Origin of the sequence: uncultured Cellulomonas sp. (genome assembly GCF_947494015.1) — a bacterium.
Lineage (GTDB): Bacteria > Actinomycetota > Actinomycetes > Actinomycetales > Cellulomonadaceae > Pengzhenrongella.
On the sequence record NZ_CANLTL010000006.1, the window covers coordinates 236,519 to 255,530 of the forward strand.

The 19,012-nt window shown below is 76.1% G+C and carries 17 protein-coding genes; 5 read left to right on the forward strand and 12 right to left on the reverse strand.

All coding sequences use genetic code 11. The annotated features are described in order from the left end of the window. Window positions 1-27: 27 nt before the first annotated feature. Window positions 28-723, reverse strand: coding sequence for a fasciclin domain-containing protein (locus Q0840_RS09215; RefSeq protein WP_298459019.1), 696 nt, complete (start codon window positions 721-723; stop codon window positions 28-30). 184 nt (window positions 724-907) lie between these two features. Here Q0840_RS09215 and Q0840_RS09220 point away from each other — a divergent pair, with 184 nt between their 5' ends. Beyond that, window positions 908-1,360, forward strand: coding sequence for a hypothetical protein (locus tag Q0840_RS09220; RefSeq protein WP_298459021.1), 453 nt, complete (start codon window positions 908-910; stop codon window positions 1,358-1,360). Here the strand turns inward: Q0840_RS09220 and Q0840_RS09225 are convergent. The 4 genes from Q0840_RS09225 to Q0840_RS09240 all read right to left on the reverse strand — a co-directional run bounded on the left by Q0840_RS09225 (window position 1,341) and on the right by Q0840_RS09240 (window position 7,566). After that, entirely contained in the window at window positions 1,341-3,170 is a 1,830-nt protein-coding gene (locus tag Q0840_RS09225) for a bifunctional diguanylate cyclase/phosphodiesterase (RefSeq protein ID WP_298459023.1), read from the reverse strand. The genes Q0840_RS09220 and Q0840_RS09225 overlap by 20 nt on opposite strands. Then, on the reverse strand, window positions 3,167-3,988 hold the full coding sequence (locus tag Q0840_RS09230; RefSeq protein WP_298459024.1) for an alpha/beta fold hydrolase: 822 nt from the start codon (window positions 3,986-3,988) through the stop codon (window positions 3,167-3,169). The genes Q0840_RS09225 and Q0840_RS09230 overlap by 4 nt, the downstream gene beginning before the upstream one ends. A 162-nt stretch (window positions 3,989-4,150) precedes the next feature. Next, a complete protein-coding gene (locus tag Q0840_RS09235) occupies window positions 4,151-6,682 on the reverse strand; it encodes a lysylphosphatidylglycerol synthase transmembrane domain-containing protein (RefSeq protein ID WP_298459026.1) in 2,532 nt (843 codons plus the stop codon). A gap of 89 nt (window positions 6,683-6,771) precedes the next feature. Further along, on the reverse strand, window positions 6,772-7,566 hold the full coding sequence (locus Q0840_RS09240) for a CPBP family intramembrane glutamic endopeptidase (RefSeq protein WP_298459027.1): 795 nt from the start codon (window positions 7,564-7,566) through the stop codon (window positions 6,772-6,774). 124 nt (window positions 7,567-7,690) lie between these two features. Here Q0840_RS09240 and Q0840_RS09245 point away from each other — a divergent pair, with 124 nt between their 5' ends. The 4 genes from Q0840_RS09245 to Q0840_RS09260 are packed head-to-tail and all read left to right on the forward strand — an operon-like array spanning window position 7,691 to window position 10,819. Then, on the forward strand, window positions 7,691-8,467 hold the full coding sequence (locus Q0840_RS09245; protein WP_298459028.1) for a hypothetical protein: 777 nt from the start codon (window positions 7,691-7,693) through the stop codon (window positions 8,465-8,467). Then, complete coding sequence (locus Q0840_RS09250; protein WP_367183096.1) at window positions 8,467-8,916, forward strand: winged helix-turn-helix domain-containing protein; 450 nt, start codon at window positions 8,467-8,469, stop codon at window positions 8,914-8,916. The genes Q0840_RS09245 and Q0840_RS09250 overlap by 1 nt, the downstream gene beginning before the upstream one ends. Further along, window positions 8,913-9,983, forward strand: a complete 1,071-nt coding sequence (locus Q0840_RS09255) for an ABC transporter ATP-binding protein (protein ID WP_298459029.1) — start codon at window positions 8,913-8,915, stop codon at window positions 9,981-9,983. The genes Q0840_RS09250 and Q0840_RS09255 overlap by 4 nt, the downstream gene beginning before the upstream one ends. Then, window positions 9,980-10,819: an ABC transporter permease gene (locus Q0840_RS09260; RefSeq protein WP_298459030.1), complete on the forward strand. Its 840-nt coding sequence runs from the start codon at window positions 9,980-9,982 to the stop codon at window positions 10,817-10,819. Before Q0840_RS09255 ends, Q0840_RS09260 begins: the two co-directional genes overlap by 4 nt. Window positions 10,820-10,853: 34 nt before the next feature. Here the strand turns inward: Q0840_RS09260 and Q0840_RS09265 are convergent, their stop codons facing one another. The 7 genes from Q0840_RS09265 to hemC all read right to left on the reverse strand — a co-directional run bounded on the left by Q0840_RS09265 (window position 10,854) and on the right by hemC (window position 18,910). Continuing rightward, window positions 10,854-13,430: a cation-translocating P-type ATPase gene (locus tag Q0840_RS09265; RefSeq protein ID WP_298459031.1), complete on the reverse strand. Its 2,577-nt coding sequence runs from the start codon at window positions 13,428-13,430 to the stop codon at window positions 10,854-10,856. A gap of 117 nt (window positions 13,431-13,547) precedes the next feature. Beyond that, complete coding sequence (locus Q0840_RS09270; protein ID WP_298459032.1) at window positions 13,548-13,775, reverse strand: heavy-metal-associated domain-containing protein; 228 nt, start codon at window positions 13,773-13,775, stop codon at window positions 13,548-13,550. Between the two features lie 62 nt (window positions 13,776-13,837). Then, a complete protein-coding gene (locus Q0840_RS09275) occupies window positions 13,838-14,119 on the reverse strand; it encodes a metal-sensitive transcriptional regulator (RefSeq protein ID WP_298459033.1) in 282 nt (93 codons plus the stop codon). 277 nt (window positions 14,120-14,396) lie between these two features. Further along, window positions 14,397-15,758 (reverse strand): glutamate-1-semialdehyde 2,1-aminomutase, encoded by a 1,362-nt coding sequence (gene hemL, locus Q0840_RS09280; RefSeq protein ID WP_298459035.1) that lies wholly within the window; start codon window positions 15,756-15,758, stop codon window positions 14,397-14,399. A gap of 101 nt (window positions 15,759-15,859) precedes the next feature. Further along, complete coding sequence (hemB, locus tag Q0840_RS09285; protein ID WP_298459036.1) at window positions 15,860-16,882, reverse strand: porphobilinogen synthase; 1,023 nt, start codon at window positions 16,880-16,882, stop codon at window positions 15,860-15,862. Between the two features lie 4 nt (window positions 16,883-16,886). Then, window positions 16,887-17,891: a uroporphyrinogen-III synthase gene (locus Q0840_RS09290; RefSeq protein WP_298459038.1), complete on the reverse strand. Its 1,005-nt coding sequence runs from the start codon at window positions 17,889-17,891 to the stop codon at window positions 16,887-16,889. Continuing rightward, entirely contained in the window at window positions 17,888-18,910 is a 1,023-nt protein-coding gene (hemC, locus tag Q0840_RS09295; protein ID WP_298459039.1) for a hydroxymethylbilane synthase, read from the reverse strand. Before hemC ends, Q0840_RS09290 begins: the two co-directional genes overlap by 4 nt. Window positions 18,911-19,012: the final 102 nt, after the last annotated feature.

Below are 19,012 nucleotides of genomic sequence, written 5' to 3' on the forward strand. Positions count from 1 at the left end.
GGCCTCGCGGCTGTGCGCGGTCCGACGTCACATCGTCGGCATCAGCACCCCGTCGATGAGGTAGACGGTGGCGTTGGCGGTCTGCACGCCACCGCACACGACGTGGGCGCCGTTGACCATCAGGGTGTCGCCCTCACCGGTGACCTCGACCGTCCCGCCCTGGACCGTGGTCTGCTCGCCGACGACCATGTCGGGGGACAGCTGCCCCGGCACGACGTGGTACGTGAGGATGCTGGACAGCATGTCGGCGTCGGTCTTGAGGGTCTCGATCGTCGCCGGGTCGATCGCGGCGAACGCCTCGTCGACCGGGGCGAAGACGGTGAACTCGTCGCCGTTGAGGGTGTCGACCAGGTTCACGTCCGGGTTCAGCTCACCGGAGACGGCGGAGACCAGCGTGGTGAGCATCGGGTTGTTGGACGCCGCGACGGCGACCGGGTCCTGCGCCATGCCGGCGACCGACCCGGGGCCGTCGGGGACGGCCTCGGCGTAGGCCGCGCAGCCGGGGCCGACCAGGGTGGTGGCGGGCTCGGCGGTCATGTCCTCGTCGGCCATGTCGTCGCCCATGTCCTCGGTCGCCTCGGGCTCCGGCGTCATGGCCGGTGCCTCCGCGGCGGTGTCCGCGGCGTTCATCTCCTCGGCGTCCGAGCCGCAGGCCGACAGCCCGAGCGTCGCGACGGCCAGGAACCCGACAGTGGCCATCCGGGTGCGCGTGGTGCTGGTCATGGCATCCTCCTCGTCAGTCCGCCGCCGGAGGTCCGGGGCGGGGTGGTCGTCCCGCGTCAGCGGGACCGTCGAGGGGAGTTCGGAGCCGCCCAGGGGCGTGGATGGGTGGCCGGGCCGCCGGGCGCCGTCCGCGGCGCCGGGCGGGGAGGCGACGCCCCGGTGCGCGGACCCCTACCGTGGGCCCATGGTGAGCCTGCGCGTGCCGACCGACTTCCCCATCGCCACGGTTGCCGGCGTCCACGTCGTCCTGCGCGGCGTGGACGTGCTGCCGGACGGCCTTCAGATCCGCTGGGACGGTGTGCCCGGCGAGGCGACCGAGCGGATGGACCAGGACTGGCAGACCGCGATGGGCGCCTGGACCGAGCGCGTGGAGGAGCACGGGGCCGACGCCGCCGGCCCCGCGCCCGCGATGCCGGGCAACCTGCTCGCGCGCGTCCAGGCGCACCTGGTCGACGACGTCGGGACCACCTACACCGCGCGCACCGGACGCGCGGCCGGGACCGGGACCGCGTGGGAGTCGGCCTGGCGCTTCACGCCCGTGCCCCCGGCCGGCGCGTCCTCGCTGCGGCTCGAGCTGGCCGTGGACGGCGAGCGGGTCACCGGCTGCGACCTGGTGCTCACGTCTGCGGACCGGTAGCCGGGCCAGGCCCGGCCGTGGCCAGCAGGCGCCGGCCGAGCACGTCCGCGGGCACCGGCCGGCCCAGCCCGTAGCCCTGCGCCTGGTCGCACCCCAGCTCGCGGAGCGCGTCGCGCTGGCCGTCCGTCTCGACCCCCTCGGCGACGGCGACGAGCCCCAGGGTGTGGGCCATCTGCACGCAGGTCTCGACGATCGCCCGGTCGGCGGGGTCGGTCGTCAGCCCCGAGACGAAGGACCGGTCGATCTTGAGCTCGTCGACCGGGAACTGCTTGAGGTACGTGAGGCTGGAGTACCCGGTCCCGAAGTCGTCGATCGCGATGAGCACCCCCAGCTCCTTGAGCCGGCGCAGGGTGCCGACCGCGACGTCCGGGCGTCGCATCAGCGCCGTCTCGGTGATCTCCAGGACCAGGTGGGACGCGGCCAGACCCGTGCTCTGCAGGACGCCCGCCACTCGTTCGGCGAGGTCGACGTCGGCGAGCTGGCGCGCGGAGACGTTGACGGCGACCTGCAGGTCCGGCGGGCCACCGGTCGTCTGCCACCGCAGGGCCTGGCTCACCGCCTCCCCGAGCACCCACGCGCCGAGGTCGCGGATGATGCCGGACTGCTCGGCGGCATCGATGAAGTCGCCCGGCTGCAGCAGTCCCCGCGTCCGGTGCTGCCACCGCACCAGCGCCTCCACCCCGCGCACCGACCCGCTCACGAGGTCGACCCGCGGCTGGTAGTGCACGCGCAGGTCACCGTCGCGGACCGCGGCACGCAGCTGCTCCAGCAGCGCCATCCGGTCGGCCACGGGATCGGGGCTGCCCGCATCGTGCACCACCCACTGCCCGGTGCCGCGAGCCTTGGCCTGGTCCATCGCCAGGTCGGCCCGCCGCAGCAGCTGCTGCGCGGCGTGCTCGACGTCCTCGGCCCGCACCGGTCCGGCGGCGTGCGCGATGCCGACGCCCGCGTCGATGACCACCTCCACGCCGCTGAGCACGAAGGGGGCGGTCACGGCGCGCAGCAGGTGGGCCGCGACGCGGGCGGCCCGGGACGGTGCGACCTCGTCGACCACGACGAACTCGTCGCCGGCGAACCGGGCGACGACGGCGCCGGCCGGGCACGCGGCGGCCAGCCGGGTCCCCACCTCACGGAGCAGCTCGTCACCGCTCGCGTGCCCGAGGTCGTCGTTGACGGTCCGGAAGCCGTCCAGGTCCACCGACAGGACCGTCGGGACGGGGGCGTCGCCGGCCGTCGCGGGGGCGCACGCCAACCGCCGGTGCAGGGCGTCGAGCAGGCCGGCCCGGTTGTGCAGGCCGGTCAGCGCGTCGCGGTGCACCAGCGCCTCGAGCGCGGCCTGCGCCGAGCGGACCCGCGCCTCGGACTCCTCCGCCGCCCGGCGGGCGGCGACCAGCGCATCCTCGTGGCGCTGCCGTTGACGCGCCTCCACCAGGGCGACGTGCGTCTGCGCGTCCTCGCCGTCGGCCGCGATGCGGACCGCGGACAGCAGCGCGGCCCGGCGACCGCGGTCCGGGCCCGTCACCTGCACCGACGCCTCCGCGACCCGCCCGGTGGCCAGCAGCTCGGGCAGCCACCGCGACGCCCACAGCACCCGGTCGCCCGGTGCCAGCAGCGACCCGAACGCCGTGCCGGCCAGGTCCGCGGGTGTGCGGCCGGTCCAGGCGCACAGCGTCGCGTTGGCGGCCACGACGCGTCCCTGCGTGTCCAGGGTGAGGTTCGCGCTGGGCGCCACCCACCACAGCCGACCCGGGTCCGGCTCGTCCGGCCCGTCCGGCCCGTCCGGCCCGTCCGGCGACGACCCGGCGGTCACGCGGCCGGCGCCAGGTGCCGACGGATGACGTCGACGGTCTCCGCCGGTGCGCTCAGGTGCGGGCAGTGACCGGTGGCGCGCAGGGGGACCAGGGTCGACGCCGGCAGGTGCCGGTGCAGGTAGTCACCGACCTCGAGCGGGGCCATCGCGTCCTCGTGGCACTGGAGGATGAGGGTGGGTGTGCTCAGCCGGGGCAGCAGGGGACGGCAGTCGGTCGTGAACGACGTGCGCGCCAGGGCCGCCGCCATCGCCGGGTCGTTCCGGCAGAACATCCCGGTCAGCCGCTCGCCCAGCTCGGGCCGCTCGGGGACGCCCATCACGACCGGCGCCATCGCCTCCGCCCAGGCCAGGTAGTTGGTGTCCAGCGAGCGCAGGACCTCGGGCAGGTCGTCCGCGGCGAAGCCGCCGTGGTAGTCGTCGGCCGGGTCGTCCAGCAGGTACGGGGACGGCGCGAGCCAGATCAGCTGGCGGAAGCGCTCGGGCTCGCGGATGGCCGCCTGGGCCGCCATCATCGCGCCGATGCTGTGGGCGACCACCGTGACGTCCCGCAGGTCGAGCTCCGCGCAGATCGCGAGCAGGTCGGCGGCGTACGCGTCGAGGCCGCTGTAGCGCTGCGGGTCCCAGCCGGACGGGTCCGAGCGGCCCGCGCCCATGGTGTCGAACAGGAGGCACCGGAAGTCCCGGGCCAGTGGCGGGGCGACGTCCCGCCACACGCTCTGGTCGCACCCGAACCCGTGCACGAAGAGCAGCGCCGGCGCGTCCTCGCGGCCGCTGCTCGTGACGTGGTGCCGCTCGGCCATGACGCCCTGAGCCTCCACTGCGTCCCCTCCCGAGTCCTGGGTCCGCGCCGTCGCGTGTCCCGGATCGTGCCCCCTCGGCGCGCCGACGTCGCTGCATGGGAGCGCTGCCGGAGGCCTGCACGGCCCAGCCAACCATCGGTGCGTACCGGCGCGCCAACCCCGAGCCGGGGACGCACCGGGTCACAGGTCGCCCGAGCGCTGCAGCGTGCGCATGGCCAGCCAGCCGACCGGGATGCGCAGCCAGTAGGTGAGCACGCGGAACAGCAGCGCCACCGACGCCGCGACACCGGGGTTGAGGCCACCGGCGGTCAGTCCCGTGGTCAGGGCGATCTCGATGGTGCCGATGCCGCCGGGTGTGGGGACCGCGGCGCCCGCCGCGTTGCCGACGAGGTAGATCAGCGCGACCTGGACGAGCGTGAGGTCCTGCCCGAAGGCCGCCAGGCAGGCCTCGAACGCGAGCACGTACCCCATGGTCATGACGACGTTGCCGCCCACGGCCAGCGCCACCCGCCACGGGTGCCCGACGACGGCGATCAGGCGCGGCCAGGTCTGGCGCACGGTGGGCAGCGTCTTGCGGGCGACCCAGCCGCGCACGCCCGGGACCAGGAAGGACGACGCGACCAGGGCAGCGACGATCCCGATGACGAGCAGCAGCGTGGGGCTGGGGGTGAACCGCGGCGCGTTGCTGGTCCCGGAGATGACCGACAGCAGCAGGAGCAGCACGACGGTGACCACGAACTGCGACACCTGCACCAGCGCCACCGTGGCGACCGACAGGGACGCGGTGACCCCGCGCCGGTTGAGCATGCGCAGGTTGAGGGCGGCGGGCCCGATGCCGGCGGGCGCGGCCAGCGCGACGAACGCTCCCGCCGCCTGGACGAGCGTGACCCGCCACACCGACAGCCGGATGGGCGCGAACGCGACGAAGGCCAGCGCGGCGCCCGGGAACGTCAGCAGGCCCAGGCCGAAGGCGACCAGGCTCCACCGCCAGTCGCTGCCCGCGACGGCCTCGGTGATCTGCTCGACGTTGACGGTCGTGAGGACGACGTACACCGCCACGACCGTCAGCAGGATCGTGATCAGCGTGCGGGCGCCGAACCGGACCAGCTGCTCGGGCTGCACGTCGGCGTCCGGCAGCAGCTCGACCAGAGCGGCGCGCAGCTCGGCGAGCACCTTGGGGTGGGCACGCACCTCCTCGCGGGTGCGGCGCGGCAGCGCGGGCGTCTGCAGCAGGGGCCCGATCGCCTCGACGTCCTCGCCGGGGAGCACGTCGACCGCCGACTGCAGCGCCCGGTCCGCCCCGACCCGGATGGCGAGCAGGGCGAGCATCTGGGTCAGGTCCATCCGCCGCGACAGTTGGTTGGAGGCGACGTCGCCGTTCTCCCAGCGGGTGATCCACACCAGCGGGCCGGCGCCCCGGTCCTCGACGAGGACGACGTCGGACGTCAGGGCGCGGTGGGTGATGCCGGCGTCGTGCGCGAGCTGCAGCTGCTCCCAGACGGCGTGCAGGTGGTCGTCGGTGAGCCAGGCCGGGTCCAGGTCGCGCAGCGGGACCGCGCGGTCCACGCGCTCCTGGACGAGCAGCATGGAGTCGTCCGCCTCGGCGACGCTGAGCAGGGCGGGCGTGCGCACGCCGGCGGCGTGAGCGGCGTAGGCGAGCAGGGCGGCCCGCTCGGCGGCCTGCCGCAGCGACACGAACGAGCGGCCCTCGATGCCCCGCAGCCGCAGTGAGCGCCACAGCCGGGCCAGCGCGCCGATGACCTGGCGGTCGCCGTCGAGCACGACGACGGTCAGCCGCCCGTCGCCGGTCGTGGTGAGGTCGTACACGCGGTCGTCGGAGTAGCGCGTGATGGCGCGGGTCGCGGTCGGGGCGGGCGGTGTGACGGCGCCGGTGAGGGCGCTGGGCGGTGCGACGGTGCCGATCGGGCCGGTCGCGGTCTCCGGTTCGCGCACCCGCTCCAGGCGCACGGGGTCGAAGCCGGCGCGGCGCACGCCGTCGACCAGGGCCGGACCGTAGGCGCGCTCGGACTGGACGCCGGACACGTAGCGGACGGCCGCGCCGGCGGCGCGGCCGAGCAGGAGCGCGACACCGGTGCCGGGCAGCGACGCCGCACCCGTGATGAGGGCGACGCCGAGCGTCACCCACACCAGGTTCCAGGACCAGCCCACGGTGCGCCGGCGCGCGCGGGGGCCGGCCGCGGTCAGCAGCGCGGTGACCGTGACGAGGTAGGCCGGGATGGTCAGTGACGTCTGGCCGCGCACGCGTGCCGAGAGGGCCGCGACGAGCAGGTCGTCGCCCACGGCGGTGACCGTCGCCGCGACGGCGGCCGCGAGCACGAGCCCGACGAGGGCGGCGACCGTGGCGTCCAGCACCTGGCGGCCCAGCCGTCGGACGGTGAGCTCGATCAGCACGGCCGTGGGCGCGATGAAGGTCACCAGCACCTCGAGCAGGGCGACCGGCACGGTGAAGATCTGCCGGACGATGCTGCCCGCGCCGCGCACGTCCTCCGCGACACCGGTGGTGGTCTCGTGGGCGTAGACGGCCAGCAGCATGACGACCGCGACGCCGAGCGCCGACAGCACGAGCATCAGCAGGTCGCTGGGGTGGTGGACGCGTACGGTCGGGGTGTCGACGATCTGCACCCCGTGCGCGTGCGCGGGGGTGCTCCGCGGCTGCTCCGCGCCCGGGGGGGCGGTGAGCTGGTCCGGCATGGGCGCGAGTCTAGGTGCGGGGGTCGACGATCCCGTGTCACCACGGCCCCGGGGGCACGCCCGGGTGTGGTCGGAGCCCGGTGGTGGGGTCAGCTCAGCCCGAGCGCCGTCCGCCACTCCGCGGGCACGAGCGCGTAGCCCACGAAGGCGACGACGTCGAGGACGGTGTGCGCCACCACCAGCGGCATGACGCGGCGCCGTCGGCGGTAGTACTCGGCGAAGACGACGCCCATGACGGCGTTGCCCACGAACGGTCCGATGCCCTGGTACAGGTGGTACGACCCGCGCAGCACGGCACTGGCCGCCACGACCGCGACGGGCGACCAGCGCAGCGCGGCGAGGCGCTCCATGAGGTAGCCGACCGCGATGACCTCCTCCAGCAGGGCGTTCTGCAGCGCGGACAGGATCAGCACGGGCACCGTCCACCACGCGGCGTTGAGGGCCGAGGCCTGCACCTCGACGGTGACCCCCAGGACGCGTCCGACCGCGTACAGGCCCAGACCGGGCAGGCCGATCAGCGCCGCCAGCCCGAGCCCCACCGCCAGGTCGCGGACCGGGCGGGCGCGATCCAGGCCGATCAGCCGCAGCGAGCTGCGCCCGCTCGCCGAGAGCAGGTACAGCGCGAGCGCGACCGGGACGAGGGCGAAGGCGATCCCCAGCAGCTGGTAGGTCAGGTCCAGGTACGGCCGTGGGGACCGGCTCGGGTTCAGGGTCGCGGTCTGCTCGGCGAGCGGCGTGCCCGCCGTCAGGCGCGCCGTGATCGACACCAGCGAGTAGAGCGCGGACTGCCCGAGCGACAGCCCCAGCACGATCCACAGCTCGACGGTCCACCGTCGGCGGACCGCGGTCGGACCGGGGGGTGGCACCTGGGCGTCGACGGTCATGGCGTCACGGTAGGTCGACGGTCGCCGCCCGGCGATCCGGTCGGGTCCCTTGCGGCTGGTGACGGACGCACACTACTTTGCAGCGCAAAGCAGTTCGCCCGGGACTGCGCGGACGGAGCGTGCGATGGCCGGCAGTCCCGACACGTCCACCGGCGGCGGCCCGACGGCGGGCCGCGGGGTGCCCGGGGGCCACCGGATGCGCACGGGTGTCGACGACGCGGCGCCCGCGCCGGCCGACGACGACGCACCGTCGGACCCCGCGGCGACCGCGGCGCTGATCGTTCAGCAGCGCGCCCGGCTGGCCGCCGCGACCGACGTCGACGGTCGCGTGCTGTTCGGCGCGTGGGGCCTGGCCTGGCTGCTGGGGTTCGGGCTGCTGTACCTGACCGCCGGGGACGACCCGCTGGTCGTGACGTCGCCGACCGTGGCCGGGGTCGTGTTCGCGGGTCTGCTGATGACCGCCCTGGTCGTCACGGCGGTCCACGTCGCGCGCCGGACGGCCGGGCTGCACGGCACCTCGTCCGTGCAGGGGGCGATGTACGGCTGGACGTGGACCCTCGGCTTCGTCGCGATCTTCGCGCTCGGCGGTGCCCTGGCCCGGGCGGGTGCGGACCCGGAGGTCCTCGGGACGGTCATGACGATCGCGCCGCCGGTCCTGGTCGGGGTGCTCTACATGGCCGGTGCCGCGCTCTGGCGGGACCGGACCCAGTTCGTCCTCGGCGCGTGGATCCTCGTGGCGACGGTGATCGCGTCGTTCGCCGGCCGGCCGCTCATGCTCGCGGTGATGGCCGTCGCCGGGGGCGGCGGGATGCTGGTCGGTGCCGTCGCCGAGGAGCTGCGCCGACGTCGGGGCGCTGCGCCGCGGGGAGCGGGCCTCGGCGGCGCGGCAGCGGTCATCTGATGGCCCCGACCCCCGGCGAGCTCGATCCGATCATCCACACCCAGGCTCGGTTGCGGATCATGACGACGCTGACCGCCCTGCCGTCCGGGGACCGCATCACCTTCCCCCGGCTGCAGACGCTGCTGGACGCGACGGCGGGGAACCTGTCGGCCCACCTGCGCAAGCTCGAGGACGCGGGGTACGTCACGGTGACGAAGGGCCACGTCGGCCGCACGCCGGCGACGCACGTCGAGGCGACCCCGGCCGGACGCCGGGCGTTCGACGACTACCTCGACGAGCTCCGGGCGCTGCTCACCCCGCCCGCCGAGGCGACCGCGGCCTTCCCGCGCACACCCGCCCCGGCACCCGTACCCGTACCGGCGAGCGATCCACCCGCGCCGGTCTCCGCGCGGTCCCCCAGCCCGCTCCCGACCTCGCTGACGACGCCGACCCCTCAGGAGTCCCGATGACCCCCCGCAGCCCTCGTCGTGGTCGCGCCGCGGTGCGCGACGACGCCACCGCCGCCGGACGACCCGCCCCGCGCGCCGCCGGCACCGTGAACGGCACCGTGACCGGCACCGCCGCCGCCGGCGCGCCCGCCGGGGACGGGCCGGTGCTGGAGGCGGAGCACGTCACCCGGACCTTCGGTGAGACGGTGGCGCTGCGCGACGTGAGCCTGGCCGTCCAGCCGGGCGAGCTGGTCGGGCTGCTGGGGCCGAACGGCGCGGGCAAGACGACCCTGCTCAGCCTGGCGACGGGCCTGCGCAAGCCGGACTCGGGCACCGTGCGGCTGTTCGGTGGCGACCCGCGCAGCGCCACGAGCCGGGTCCGCCTGGGCACCACGCCGCAGGAGACGGGGCTCCCGCCGACGCTCACGGTCGGGGAGGTCGTCGACTTCATCGCGGGCCACTACCCCGACCCCATGCCGCGCGCGGAGCTGCTCGGCCGCTTCGGCCTGGCCGACCTCGCCCGCCGGCAGACCGGCGCGCTGTCCGGGGGGCAGAAGCGCCGACTGGCGGTCGCGCTCGCCGTGGTCGGGCGGCCCCGGCTCGTCGTCCTGGACGAGCCGACGACCGGTCTGGACGTCGAGGGCCGGCACGTGCTGTGGGAGGCGCTGCGCGAGTACCACGCGAGCGGGGCGACGGTCGTGGTCACCAGCCACTACCTGGAGGAGATCGAGGCGCTCGCCCAGCGCGTCGTCGTGATCGGCGGGGGCACCGTGCTCGCCGACGACTCGCTCGCTGCCGTCCTGGCGCGGGTGCAGGTCCGCCGGGTCACGTTCCAGCTCACCACGCCGGCGGCCGACGTCGTCGTCCTCGACCGGCTGCCGGGCGTGCGGGACGTGTCGCGCGACGGTGACCGCGTCCACCTGCTCGCCGCCGACGCCGACGCGCTCGTGCGCACCCTGGTCACCGGCGGCGTCGACTTCCGCGGGCTGGAGATCCGCGGTGCCTCGCTCGAGGAGGCGTTCCTGGCCCTGACCGCCGAGTCGCCGGCCGCGGCCGGCGCCGCCACGTCCGAGGAGATGGCCCGATGACGACGACCCCCGACCAGCACACCCGCCCTGCCGGAGCGGCAGAGCCGGTCGCCGCGCCGTCGGCCCGGGCTGCCCTGCCGCCGGTGGCGAACCTGCGGCTCGCGCTGCTGCACGCCCGCTACCAGTTCCTGGAGACGATCCGGGTCCCGATCGCGGTGATCGGCAACATGCTGTTCCCGGCGTTGGCGATGTTCTTCTTCGTCGTCCCGCAGGAGTCGGTCGCGAGCAACCCGGTCGCGGCGACCGCCGCCGTGGGCCAGCTCGGCATGTTCGCGGTGATGTCCACCTGCCTGTTCACCTACGGCGCCGGCGTCTCCGAGGACCGGCAGCAGCCGTTCGACCCGTTCCTGCGCACGCTGCCCGCCGGCGCCGGGCCGCGGATGGCCGGCCGGGTGGCCAACGGTGCCGCGTTCGCGCTGCTCGGGCTGCTGCCGCTCGCCCTGATCGGCTGGCTGTTCACCGACGCGAGCGTCCCCGGGGCGCGGCTGGCCGTCAGCGTCCTGGTCATCGCCGCCGTCGCGCTGCCGTTCCTGCTGCTCGGGATGGCGATCGGGTACTCGCTCTCCTCGAAGGCGGCGCTGCCGGTGGTGCAGGTCGTGCTGTTCCCGCTCGCGTTCGCCGGTGGTCTGTTCATGCCGCCCGAGGCGTTCCCCGGGTGGCTCGACTCGCTGTCGACGGCGCTGCCCAGCCGCGCCGGACGCGACCTGCTGGTCCAGGCGCTGACCGGCAGCGAGGCGCCGGCGACGTCGCTGCCGGTCCTGGTGGCCTGGGGCGTCCTGTTCGCGGCGCTGGCGGTGTGGGCGTACCGGCGCGACGAGGGCCGCCGCTTCCGCTGAGCCGTCCGCGCGAGGAGCGGCCGGCGAAGCGCCGTCAGGCGAAGCGCCGCAGGCGCAGCGAGTTGGCCACGACCAGCACCGAGCTGAACGCCATCGCCGCGCCGGCGATCATCGGGTTCAGCAGGCCGGCCGCCGCCAGCGGGATCGCGGCCACGTTGTAGGCGAACGCCCAGAACAGGTTCTGCTGGATGATCTGCAGGGTCGCCCGGGACAGCCGGATCGCCTGCCCGGCGGACCGCAGGTCCCCGCGCACGAGCGTGAGGTCGGCGGCCTCGATCGCGACGTCGGTGCCCGTGCCCATGGCGAGCCCGAGGTCCGCGGCGGCCAGCGCGGCGGCGTCGTTCACGCCGTCCCCGACCATCGCGACCCGCGACCCCTGCGCCTGCAGGCGCTGCACGACGTCGACCTTGTCGGCCGGCATGACCTCGGCGATCACGTCGTCCTCGGCGATGCCGACCGCGCGGGCCGCCTCGCGCGCCGCGCCGACGTTGTCCCCGGTGAGCAGCACCGGTCGCAGGCCCAGCGACCGCAGCTCGGCGACGGCGTCCCGTGAGGTCGCCTTGACGGGGTCGCGCAGGACGACGACGCCGCGCGCGGTGCCGTTCCAGGCGGCGGCGACCGCGGTCCCGCCGGCGGACTCGGCGTCGCGGAAGGCGGCCGTCAGGGCGTCGTCGACCACGACGCCCTCGCGCACCAGCCAGGCCGGGCGCCCGACGAGGACCCGGGTGCCGAGCCCGAGGCCGGAGTGCGCGGTCCGGACGGTGCCGCTCACGCCCGAGCCGGCGTCGTTGCGGAAGTCGAGCACCTGGTCCGAGCCGACCCCGACGCCGTCGGCGCCGACGCGCACCTCGCCGGGTACCGAGCCGGCCGGGGCCGGCGCGGAGGCCGCCGCGTCCCCGGCCGCGGCGATCGCGCGGGCGATGGGGTGCTCGCTCATCCGCTCCACCGCGGCGGCGAGCCGCAGCACCTCGGCGGCGGGCGTGCCGTCGGCGGCGACGACGTCGACCACCCGCATCCGCCCCTCGGTCACGGTGCCGGTCTTGTCGAGCACCACGGTGTCGACGCGGCGGGTCTCCTCGAGGATCTCCGGCCCCTTGATGAGCACGCCGAGCTGGGCGCCGCGCCCGGTGCCGACGAGCAGCGCCGTCGGCGTCGCGAGCCCGAGGGCGCAGGGGCACGCGATGATCAGCACCGCGACCGCCGCCGTGAAGGCGGCCTGAGCGCTGTTGCCGGTCAGCAGCCAGACCGCCAGGGTGCCGAGCGCGAGGACCAGCACCACCGGGACGAACACGGCGGAGATCCGGTCGGCCAGGCGCTGGACCTGGGCCTTGCCGGTCTGCGCTGCCGACACCAGCCGGCCGATCTGCGCCAGCACGGTGTCCTGCCCGACCCGGGTCGCCCGCACCACGAGGTACCCCGAGGTGTTGACGGTCGCGCCGGTCACCGCGGAGCCCGGGGCCACGTCCACCGGCACCGGCTCGCCGGTCACCAGGGACGCGTCCACCGCGCTGGTGCCCTCCACGACGACGCCGTCGGTGGCCACCTTCTCCCCGGGCCGGACGGCGAACAAATCGCCGACCACGAGGCGCCCGGCCGGGACGCGCTCCTCGACGCGTCGGCCCGCCGGATCGGTGGTGAGCAGGGTGGCGTCCTTGGCGCCCAGGTCGAGCAGGGCGCGCAGGGCGTCACCGGCCCGGCGCCGCGAGCGGTGCTCGGCGAGGCGCCCGGCGAGCAGGAAGGTGGTCACCACCGCGGCGACCTCGAAGTAGAGCTCGGGCATGCCGGTCCCGGCGTGGTCGGCGCGCGGCCACAGCGTCGGCTGCATCCGCATGCCGAGCGTGCCGGCGCCGCCGAGCAGCAGCGCCCACAGCGACCAGCCGGTCGCGGCGACGATGCCGATCGAGACCAGGGTGTCCATCGTGGACGCGCCGTGGCGGGCGGCCCGCGCCGCCGCCCGGTGGAAGGGCCACGCGGCCCACGTCACCACCGGCAGGGCCAGCGCGGCGACGACCCACTGCCACCCGGACACCTGCAGGGCCGGGATCATGGACAGCACCACGACCGGGACGGTCAGGACCGCGGAGACCCGCAGCCGGCGGCGCAGGTCGGTACCGCGGTCGGTCGTCGGCGCGGACAGGTCCGCGCCGTCGTCCGGGACGTCGTCCACCACCGGGCCCGGTGCGGGGGTGGGGTGCGGTTCTGTCGCGGTGCCCGGTGCCACGAGGGGGCCCGGCCCGGCGGCCTCGCCGCTGGTGCCGGCGGCCGCGGTGGCGCCCGCCGCCGCCGTCGGGTCCGGTGCAGGGGCGGTGGCGGTCCCGGGGTGCCCGGCGCGCTCGCCGCGCGCGGTCACCCGGGCGTCGTACCCGGCCTTGCGCACGGCGGCGATGAGGTCGTCCTCGCCCGCGATCCCTGCGGCGTCGTCGGGCACGGTGAGCTCGACGTGTGCCGACTCCAGAGCGAGGTTCACCGTGGCGCTGGCCCCGGGGACCCGGTTGAGCTTCTTCTCCACCCGGGTCACGCACGACGCGCAGGTCATCCCCTCGACCGCCAGGTCGAGGGTGACGACCGGCCGGAGGGGTGCGGCGGGCTGGTCCTGCGTGGCGTGCGACATGGCGTCCTCGCTGCGAGCGTGCCTGGGTACGGGTGGTGTGATGCCTGCGCCGGGTCGGGCGGGACGCCGGACGCGGGCGTGACGGACGGTGACCGGACCGGCGGCCCGGGCCGGGGGTCAGCCGACGAGCTGGTACCCGGCCTCGTCCACGGCGCCGCGGACGGTCTCGGTGTCGAGCGGCTCGTCGGACACGACCGTGACCTGCGACGCGGCGCCCACGTTGAGCTCGACCGAGACGTCCTTGACGCCGGTCAGCGCGGAGACCTCCTCGGTCACGGACTGCACGCAGTGGCCGCAGGTCATGCCGGTGACCTCGTAGGTGGCGGTGTGCGGGGTGGCGTTCATGGTGTCGTCCCTCTCTGGTGGGTGGCCGACGGGTGCCGACCGGTGGTGGGGGGTGGAGCCGATCAGCTGCGGACGAGGCGCGCGATCGCGTCGGCGGCCTCGCGGACCTTGGCGTGCCCGGCGTCGTCGGACTCGCGGGCCGCGTCGACGACGCAGTGCGACAGGTGGTCCTCGACGAGGCCGAGGCTGACGGCCTGGAGCGCCTTGGTGACCGCGGACACCTGGGTCAGCACGTCGATGCAGTACGTGTCCTCGTCGACCATGCGGGCGATGCCGCGGACCTGACCCTCGATCCGGCGCAGCCGCTTGAGGTAGTCGTCCTTGGACCCGGTGTAGCCGCTCATCAACGTGCCCTCTCTCGTCCGTCGTCAGCACAACGGTGTACCCCCCAGGGGTATTCCGCAACCGCGCGGCCGTCGACGCCCGCGCGTGCCGAGTGCGACGTTTCGGACCGTTCAGGTCGCGTGGACGGTCCACGACGTCGCACTCGCCGGGTCGCGCGTGCCGAGTGTGACGTTTCGGGCCGTTCGGGTCGCCCGAAGGGTCCACGACGTCGCACTCGGCGGGGGCCGGGGGGCCGGGGGGCCGGGGGGCGGGGGCGCGCGGGGGGGCCTGCGGGGGTCAGGCGGGGCGGGCCTGCGCGGCGGCGCGGGCGGCGGCCGGCAGGGCCGAGACGATGCGGTCCAGCACGCCGTCGTCGTGGGTGGCCGACACGAACCACGCCTCGAAGACCGACGGCGGCAGGCTGATGCCGGCGTCGAGCATCGCGTGGAAGAACGGCGGGTACCGGAACGTCTCCTGGCCCTGCGCGCCGGCGTAGTCCTGCACGCCGTGCTCGGCGGCGGCCGGGCCGAACATCACGCTGAACAGGTTGCCGGCGTGCTGCACCCGGTGCGGGACGCCGGCGGTCGTCAGCGCGGCGCCGACCTCGCCGGACAGCACCTGGGCCGCACGGTCCAGCCGCGCGTAGACGTCCGCGTCCGCCGCCTGCAGCGTGGCCAGCCCCGCGGCGGTGGCGACCGGGTTCCCCGACAGCGTCCCGGCCTGGTAGACGGGCCCGTGCGGCGCCAGGTGGTCCATGACGTCGGCCCGGCCGCCGAGCGCGGCGACCGGCAGTCCGCCGCCGACCACCTTTCCGAAGGCCAGCAGGTCGGGCGCCCAGCCCTCGTCAGCACCCTCGAGCCCCCACCAGCCGGCCGGGCTCACCCGGAAGCCGGTGAGCACCTCGTCCTGGATCATCAGGGCGCCGTGCGCGCGCGCGATCCGGGCCAGGGCGGCGTTGAAGCCGGGCAGCGGCGGGACGACGCCCATGTTGGCCGGTGCCGCCTCGGTCATGACGGCGGCGATCCGGTCGCCGCGCTCGGCGAACGCCTCCTCGACCGCGGCCAGGTCGTTGTACGGCAGCACGATCGTCTCGGCCGCGCTGGCCGCGGTGACCCCCGCCGAGCCCGGCAGCGCGAGCGTCGCGACGCCGGACCCCGCCTGGGCCAGGAGCGAGTCGACGTGCCCGTGGTAGCAGCCGGCGAACTTCACGACGAGCTCGCGGCCGGTGAACCCGCGCGCGAGCCGGACCGCGGTCATGGTCGCCTCGGTCCCGGTGGACACCAGCCGCACCCGCTCCGCGGGGGGCACGCGCCGCCGGATCTCTTCGGCGAGCGCGGTCTCCCGGGGTGTCGGGGCACCGAACGACAGCCCCTGCGCGGCGGCGTCCTGCACGGCGCGCACGACCGCCGGGTGGGCGTGCCCGAGGATCATCGGCCCCCACGACGACACGAGGTCCACGTACTGGCGCCCGTCGGCGTCGGTGACGTACGGACCGCTCGCGGAGACGAGGAAGCGCGGCGTGCCGCCGACGGACCCGTAGGCCCGGACGGGCGAGTTGACGCCGCCGGGCAGCACGCCCTGCGCCGCGGCGAACAGCCCGTCGTTGCCGGCGGTGGTGGACGGCGCCGTGGTCGACGACGTGGTGGACGGTGCGGTCATGTGGAGCTCCCGGGGTGTGGGTGCGACGTCGTGGGGCGCCTGCGGCGCCGGTGGTGGGTGGGTGTGAGCGACCGGTCGGGTGGCCGACCGGTCGCCGGTGGTCAGCGGCCGGGACGGGCCGGGGTCGGCTCGGTGAGCCAGCCGGCGAGCTCGGTCGCCCAGTAGGTGAGGATCAGGTCGGCGCCCGCGCGGCGGATCGCGAGGACGGACTCCTCGACGGCGCGCCGCCGGTCGATCCAGCCGTTCGCCGCGGCCGCCTCGACCATCGCGTACTCACCGGACACCTGGTAGGCGGCGACCGGCACGGCGCTGGTCGCGGCGACGTCGGCCAGCACGTCCAGGTACGGCAGCGCGGGCTTGACCATGACGACATCGGCGCCCTGCTCGACGTCGATCGCCACCTCGCGCGCGGCCTCGCGCCGGTTGGCCGGGTCCATCTGGTAGCTCTTCCGGTCGCCCTCGAGGGTCGACTCCACGGCGTCCCGGAACGGACCGTAGAAGGCACTGGCGTACTTGGCGGCGTAGGCCAGGATCGTCACGTCGCCGAAGCCCGCGTCGTCCAGGGCGTCCCGCACGGCGGCCGTCTGGTTGTCCATCATCCCGCTCAGGCCGAGCAGGTCCGCGCCCGCCCGCGCCTGCGCGAGCGCCATGGCGGTGTAGCGCTCGAGGGTCGCGTCGTTGTCGACGACGACCTCCCCGTGCGGGCCACTGGTCAGCACGCCGCAGTGGCCGTGGTCGGTGAACTCGTCCAGGCACAGGTCGGCCATGACGACGAGACGGCCGCCGGCGGCCTCGGCGGCGTCGGCGATGGCGCGGTTGAGCACCCCGTCGGGGTCCGTCGCGCCGGAGCCGACGGCGTCGCGCACGGTCGGCACGCCGAACAGCATGACGCCCGCCAGCCCGGCGTCTGCGGCCTCGCGGACCGCCGCGCGCAGGCTCTCGGGGGTGTGCTGGAGCACGCCCGGCATGGAGGCGATCTCGACCGGCTCGGTGAGCCCCTCCTTGATGAACAGGGGCAGCACGAGGTCACCCGGGTGCAGGCGCACCTCGGTGGCCATCCGGCGCAGGGCGGGGGTGCCCCGCAGGCGGCGCGGTCGGTGGCGGCGGTCGTGCGTGGAGGTCATGCGGTCACCTCGGGTCGGCGGAGGGCGGGGCGGGCGGCGCGGGCAGCCGCGGGGCGGGCGGCGGGGACGGCGGGGCGGGGGCCAGTCGCCGGACGAAGGCGGCGACGACGGCACGCGGGTGCGGACCGTCGGCGACCAGGCCGGCGGGCAGACCGACCTCGGCGGCGACCTCGGCGGTGCGCGGGCCGATGCAGCACACCAGGGTGGACGCGGGCAGCGTCACCTGGTCGGCGAGCCGGCGTGCGGTGCTGCCCGATGTGAGGACGACGGCGTCGACCACGCCCGAGGCGAGGTCCGCCACGAGCGCCGCCGGCAGCGGCGGGGCGGGGCTGTTGCGGTAGGAGACGACCACCTCGGGCCTCAGGCCCAGCCCGGTGAGCCCGTCGGCGAGCGTGGGCTCGGCCAGGTCGCCCTGCGGCAGCAGCGCGGTGCCGCGGCCGGCGGGCCGGGCACCGGACACCGGCTCGGGCCACTCGGCGAGCATGCCGCGCGCGGACTGCTCCCCGCTCGGGACGAAGTCGACGTCGACGCCGGACCCGCGCAGGGCGGCGGCGGTCGCGTCGCCCACGGCGGCGACCCGGGTGCTGCCGGGCCTGGCGGCGCGTCCGGCGCGGACGACGTCGGCAAGCGTGCGGCCCGCGCGGGCGGCGGACGCGTCGAGGGCGTCGACCGTGAAGCCGCTCGTGACCGACAGCCAGTCGTACCGGCCCGCCGCCAGCCGCGCGAGCGCGCCGTCGAGCGCGGCGGGGTCCTCGGGCGGTCCGATGACGACGAGGGGCGCGGCGACCGGCTCCGCACCGGCCCGGCGCAGCGCGCCGATGAGGGCGCCGGCTCGCTCGGGCGCTCGCGGGACCAGCACCCGCAGGCCGGCGAGGGGCTGCGCGGGGTCGGGCTGCGCGGGATCCGGCTCTGCGGGGCCGGGCTGGGCGCCGTGCGGCGGGGCGTCGTCGGGCCCGGCGCCGTGCGCTGCCGGTGCGGTGCCGTGCGGTGCGTCCGGGGCGGTGGTCACAGCAGCACGCCGAGCTCGGCGAGGTCACCGGCGCCGTCGGCGAGCAGGACCTCGGCCACCTCGGCGCCCAGCGCGGCGGCGGCCGTGAGCTGCGGGTCCGTCGCGGCCGGCGTCGACGCCGAGGCCCCCGACGCCGCCGTGGCGGCCAGGTCGACCGACCGGCTGCGGCGCAGCCGGTCGGTGCCGTCGACCCGGCTCACGACGGCGTCGAGGGCCAGGACGGTGCCGGTCAGCCGCGCGAGGGCCCCGATGGGCGCCGCGCAGCCCGCCTCGAGCCGGGCCAGCAGCGCGCGCTCGGCCGTCACGGCCAGCCGGCTCGGCCGGTGGTCGACGGCGGCCAGTGCCCGGGCCAGGGGGTGCGCCGGGTCGGTCACGGCCTCGGCGCGGACCTCGACGGCGAGCGCGCCCTGGCCGGGCGCCGGCGCCATGGTGCCCACGTCGATGAGGTCGGTGACGGCGTCCAGCCGGCCGAGCCGCGCGAGCCCGGCGCGGGCCAGCACGACGGCGTCGAGATCGCCGGGCGCGACCCGGCGCAGCCGGGTGTCGACGTTGCCGCGGATGTCCAGCAGCACCAGGTCCGGTCGGGCGGCGCGCAGCTGCGCGGCCCGCCGGGGGGAGCCGGTGCCGACCCGGGCGCCGGGCGGCAGCGTGGCCAGGGTCAGCCCGTCGCGCGCGCACAGCGCGTCCCGGGGGTCCTCGCGGTCGGGCACGGCGCCCAGGACGAGCCCGTCGGCGGGTGCGCTGGGCAGGTCCTTGAGCGAGTGCACCGCGACGTCGCACCGACCGTCCAGCAGCGCCTCGCGCAGGGCGGTCACGAAGACCCCGGTGCCGCCGAGGGCGACGAGCGAGCCGGTGAGGCGGTCGCCGTCGGTGGTGATCCGGACCAGCTCGGTGCGCAGCGGCCCGGCCGCGGCGAGGCTGTCCGCGACGGTCCCGGTCTGGGTGAGCGCGAGCGTGCTCGCGCGGGTGCCGACCCGCACCGTCGCCAGGGCGTCCTCGGTGCTCACAGGATCGGGCATGGGTCCATCTTGCGTCCCGCGCCGAGCGATGTCGAAAGGGGGTGACAAACCCCACAGGGCTGATGTGACAATGCGTCAGGACCGCGCCCACGCCTGTTGCGC

Coding starts and splice junctions, on each gene's coding strand:
- hemC (WP_298459039.1), bottom strand. CDS start 18,910: ATGCCCGATCCTGTGAGCACCGAGGACGCCCTGGCGACGGTGCGGGTC.
- Q0840_RS09265 (WP_298459031.1), bottom strand. CDS start 13,430: ATGTCGCACGCCACGCAGGACCAGCCCGCCGCACCCCTCCGGCCGGTC.
- Q0840_RS09235 (WP_298459026.1), bottom strand. CDS start 6,682: ATGCCGGACCAGCTCACCGCCCCCCCGGGCGCGGAGCAGCCGCGGAGC.
- hemL (WP_298459035.1), bottom strand. CDS start 15,758: ATGACCGCACCGTCCACCACGTCGTCGACCACGGCGCCGTCCACCACC.
- Q0840_RS09260 (WP_298459030.1), top strand. CDS start 9,980: ATGACGACGACCCCCGACCAGCACACCCGCCCTGCCGGAGCGGCAGAG.
- Q0840_RS09220 (WP_298459021.1), top strand. CDS start 908: ATGGTGAGCCTGCGCGTGCCGACCGACTTCCCCATCGCCACGGTTGCC.
- Q0840_RS09240 (WP_298459027.1), bottom strand. CDS start 7,566: ATGACCGTCGACGCCCAGGTGCCACCCCCCGGTCCGACCGCGGTCCGC.
- Q0840_RS09275 (WP_298459033.1), bottom strand. CDS start 14,119: ATGAGCGGCTACACCGGGTCCAAGGACGACTACCTCAAGCGGCTGCGC.
- Q0840_RS09245 (WP_298459028.1), top strand. CDS start 7,691: ATGGCCGGCAGTCCCGACACGTCCACCGGCGGCGGCCCGACGGCGGGC.
- Q0840_RS09255 (WP_298459029.1), top strand. CDS start 8,913: ATGACCCCCCGCAGCCCTCGTCGTGGTCGCGCCGCGGTGCGCGACGAC.
- Q0840_RS09250 (WP_367183096.1), top strand. CDS start 8,467: ATGGCCCCGACCCCCGGCGAGCTCGATCCGATCATCCACACCCAGGCT.
- Q0840_RS09215 (WP_298459019.1), bottom strand. CDS start 723: ATGACCAGCACCACGCGCACCCGGATGGCCACTGTCGGGTTCCTGGCC.
- hemB (WP_298459036.1), bottom strand. CDS start 16,882: ATGACCTCCACGCACGACCGCCGCCACCGACCGCGCCGCCTGCGGGGC.
- Q0840_RS09270 (WP_298459032.1), bottom strand. CDS start 13,775: ATGAACGCCACCCCGCACACCGCCACCTACGAGGTCACCGGCATGACC.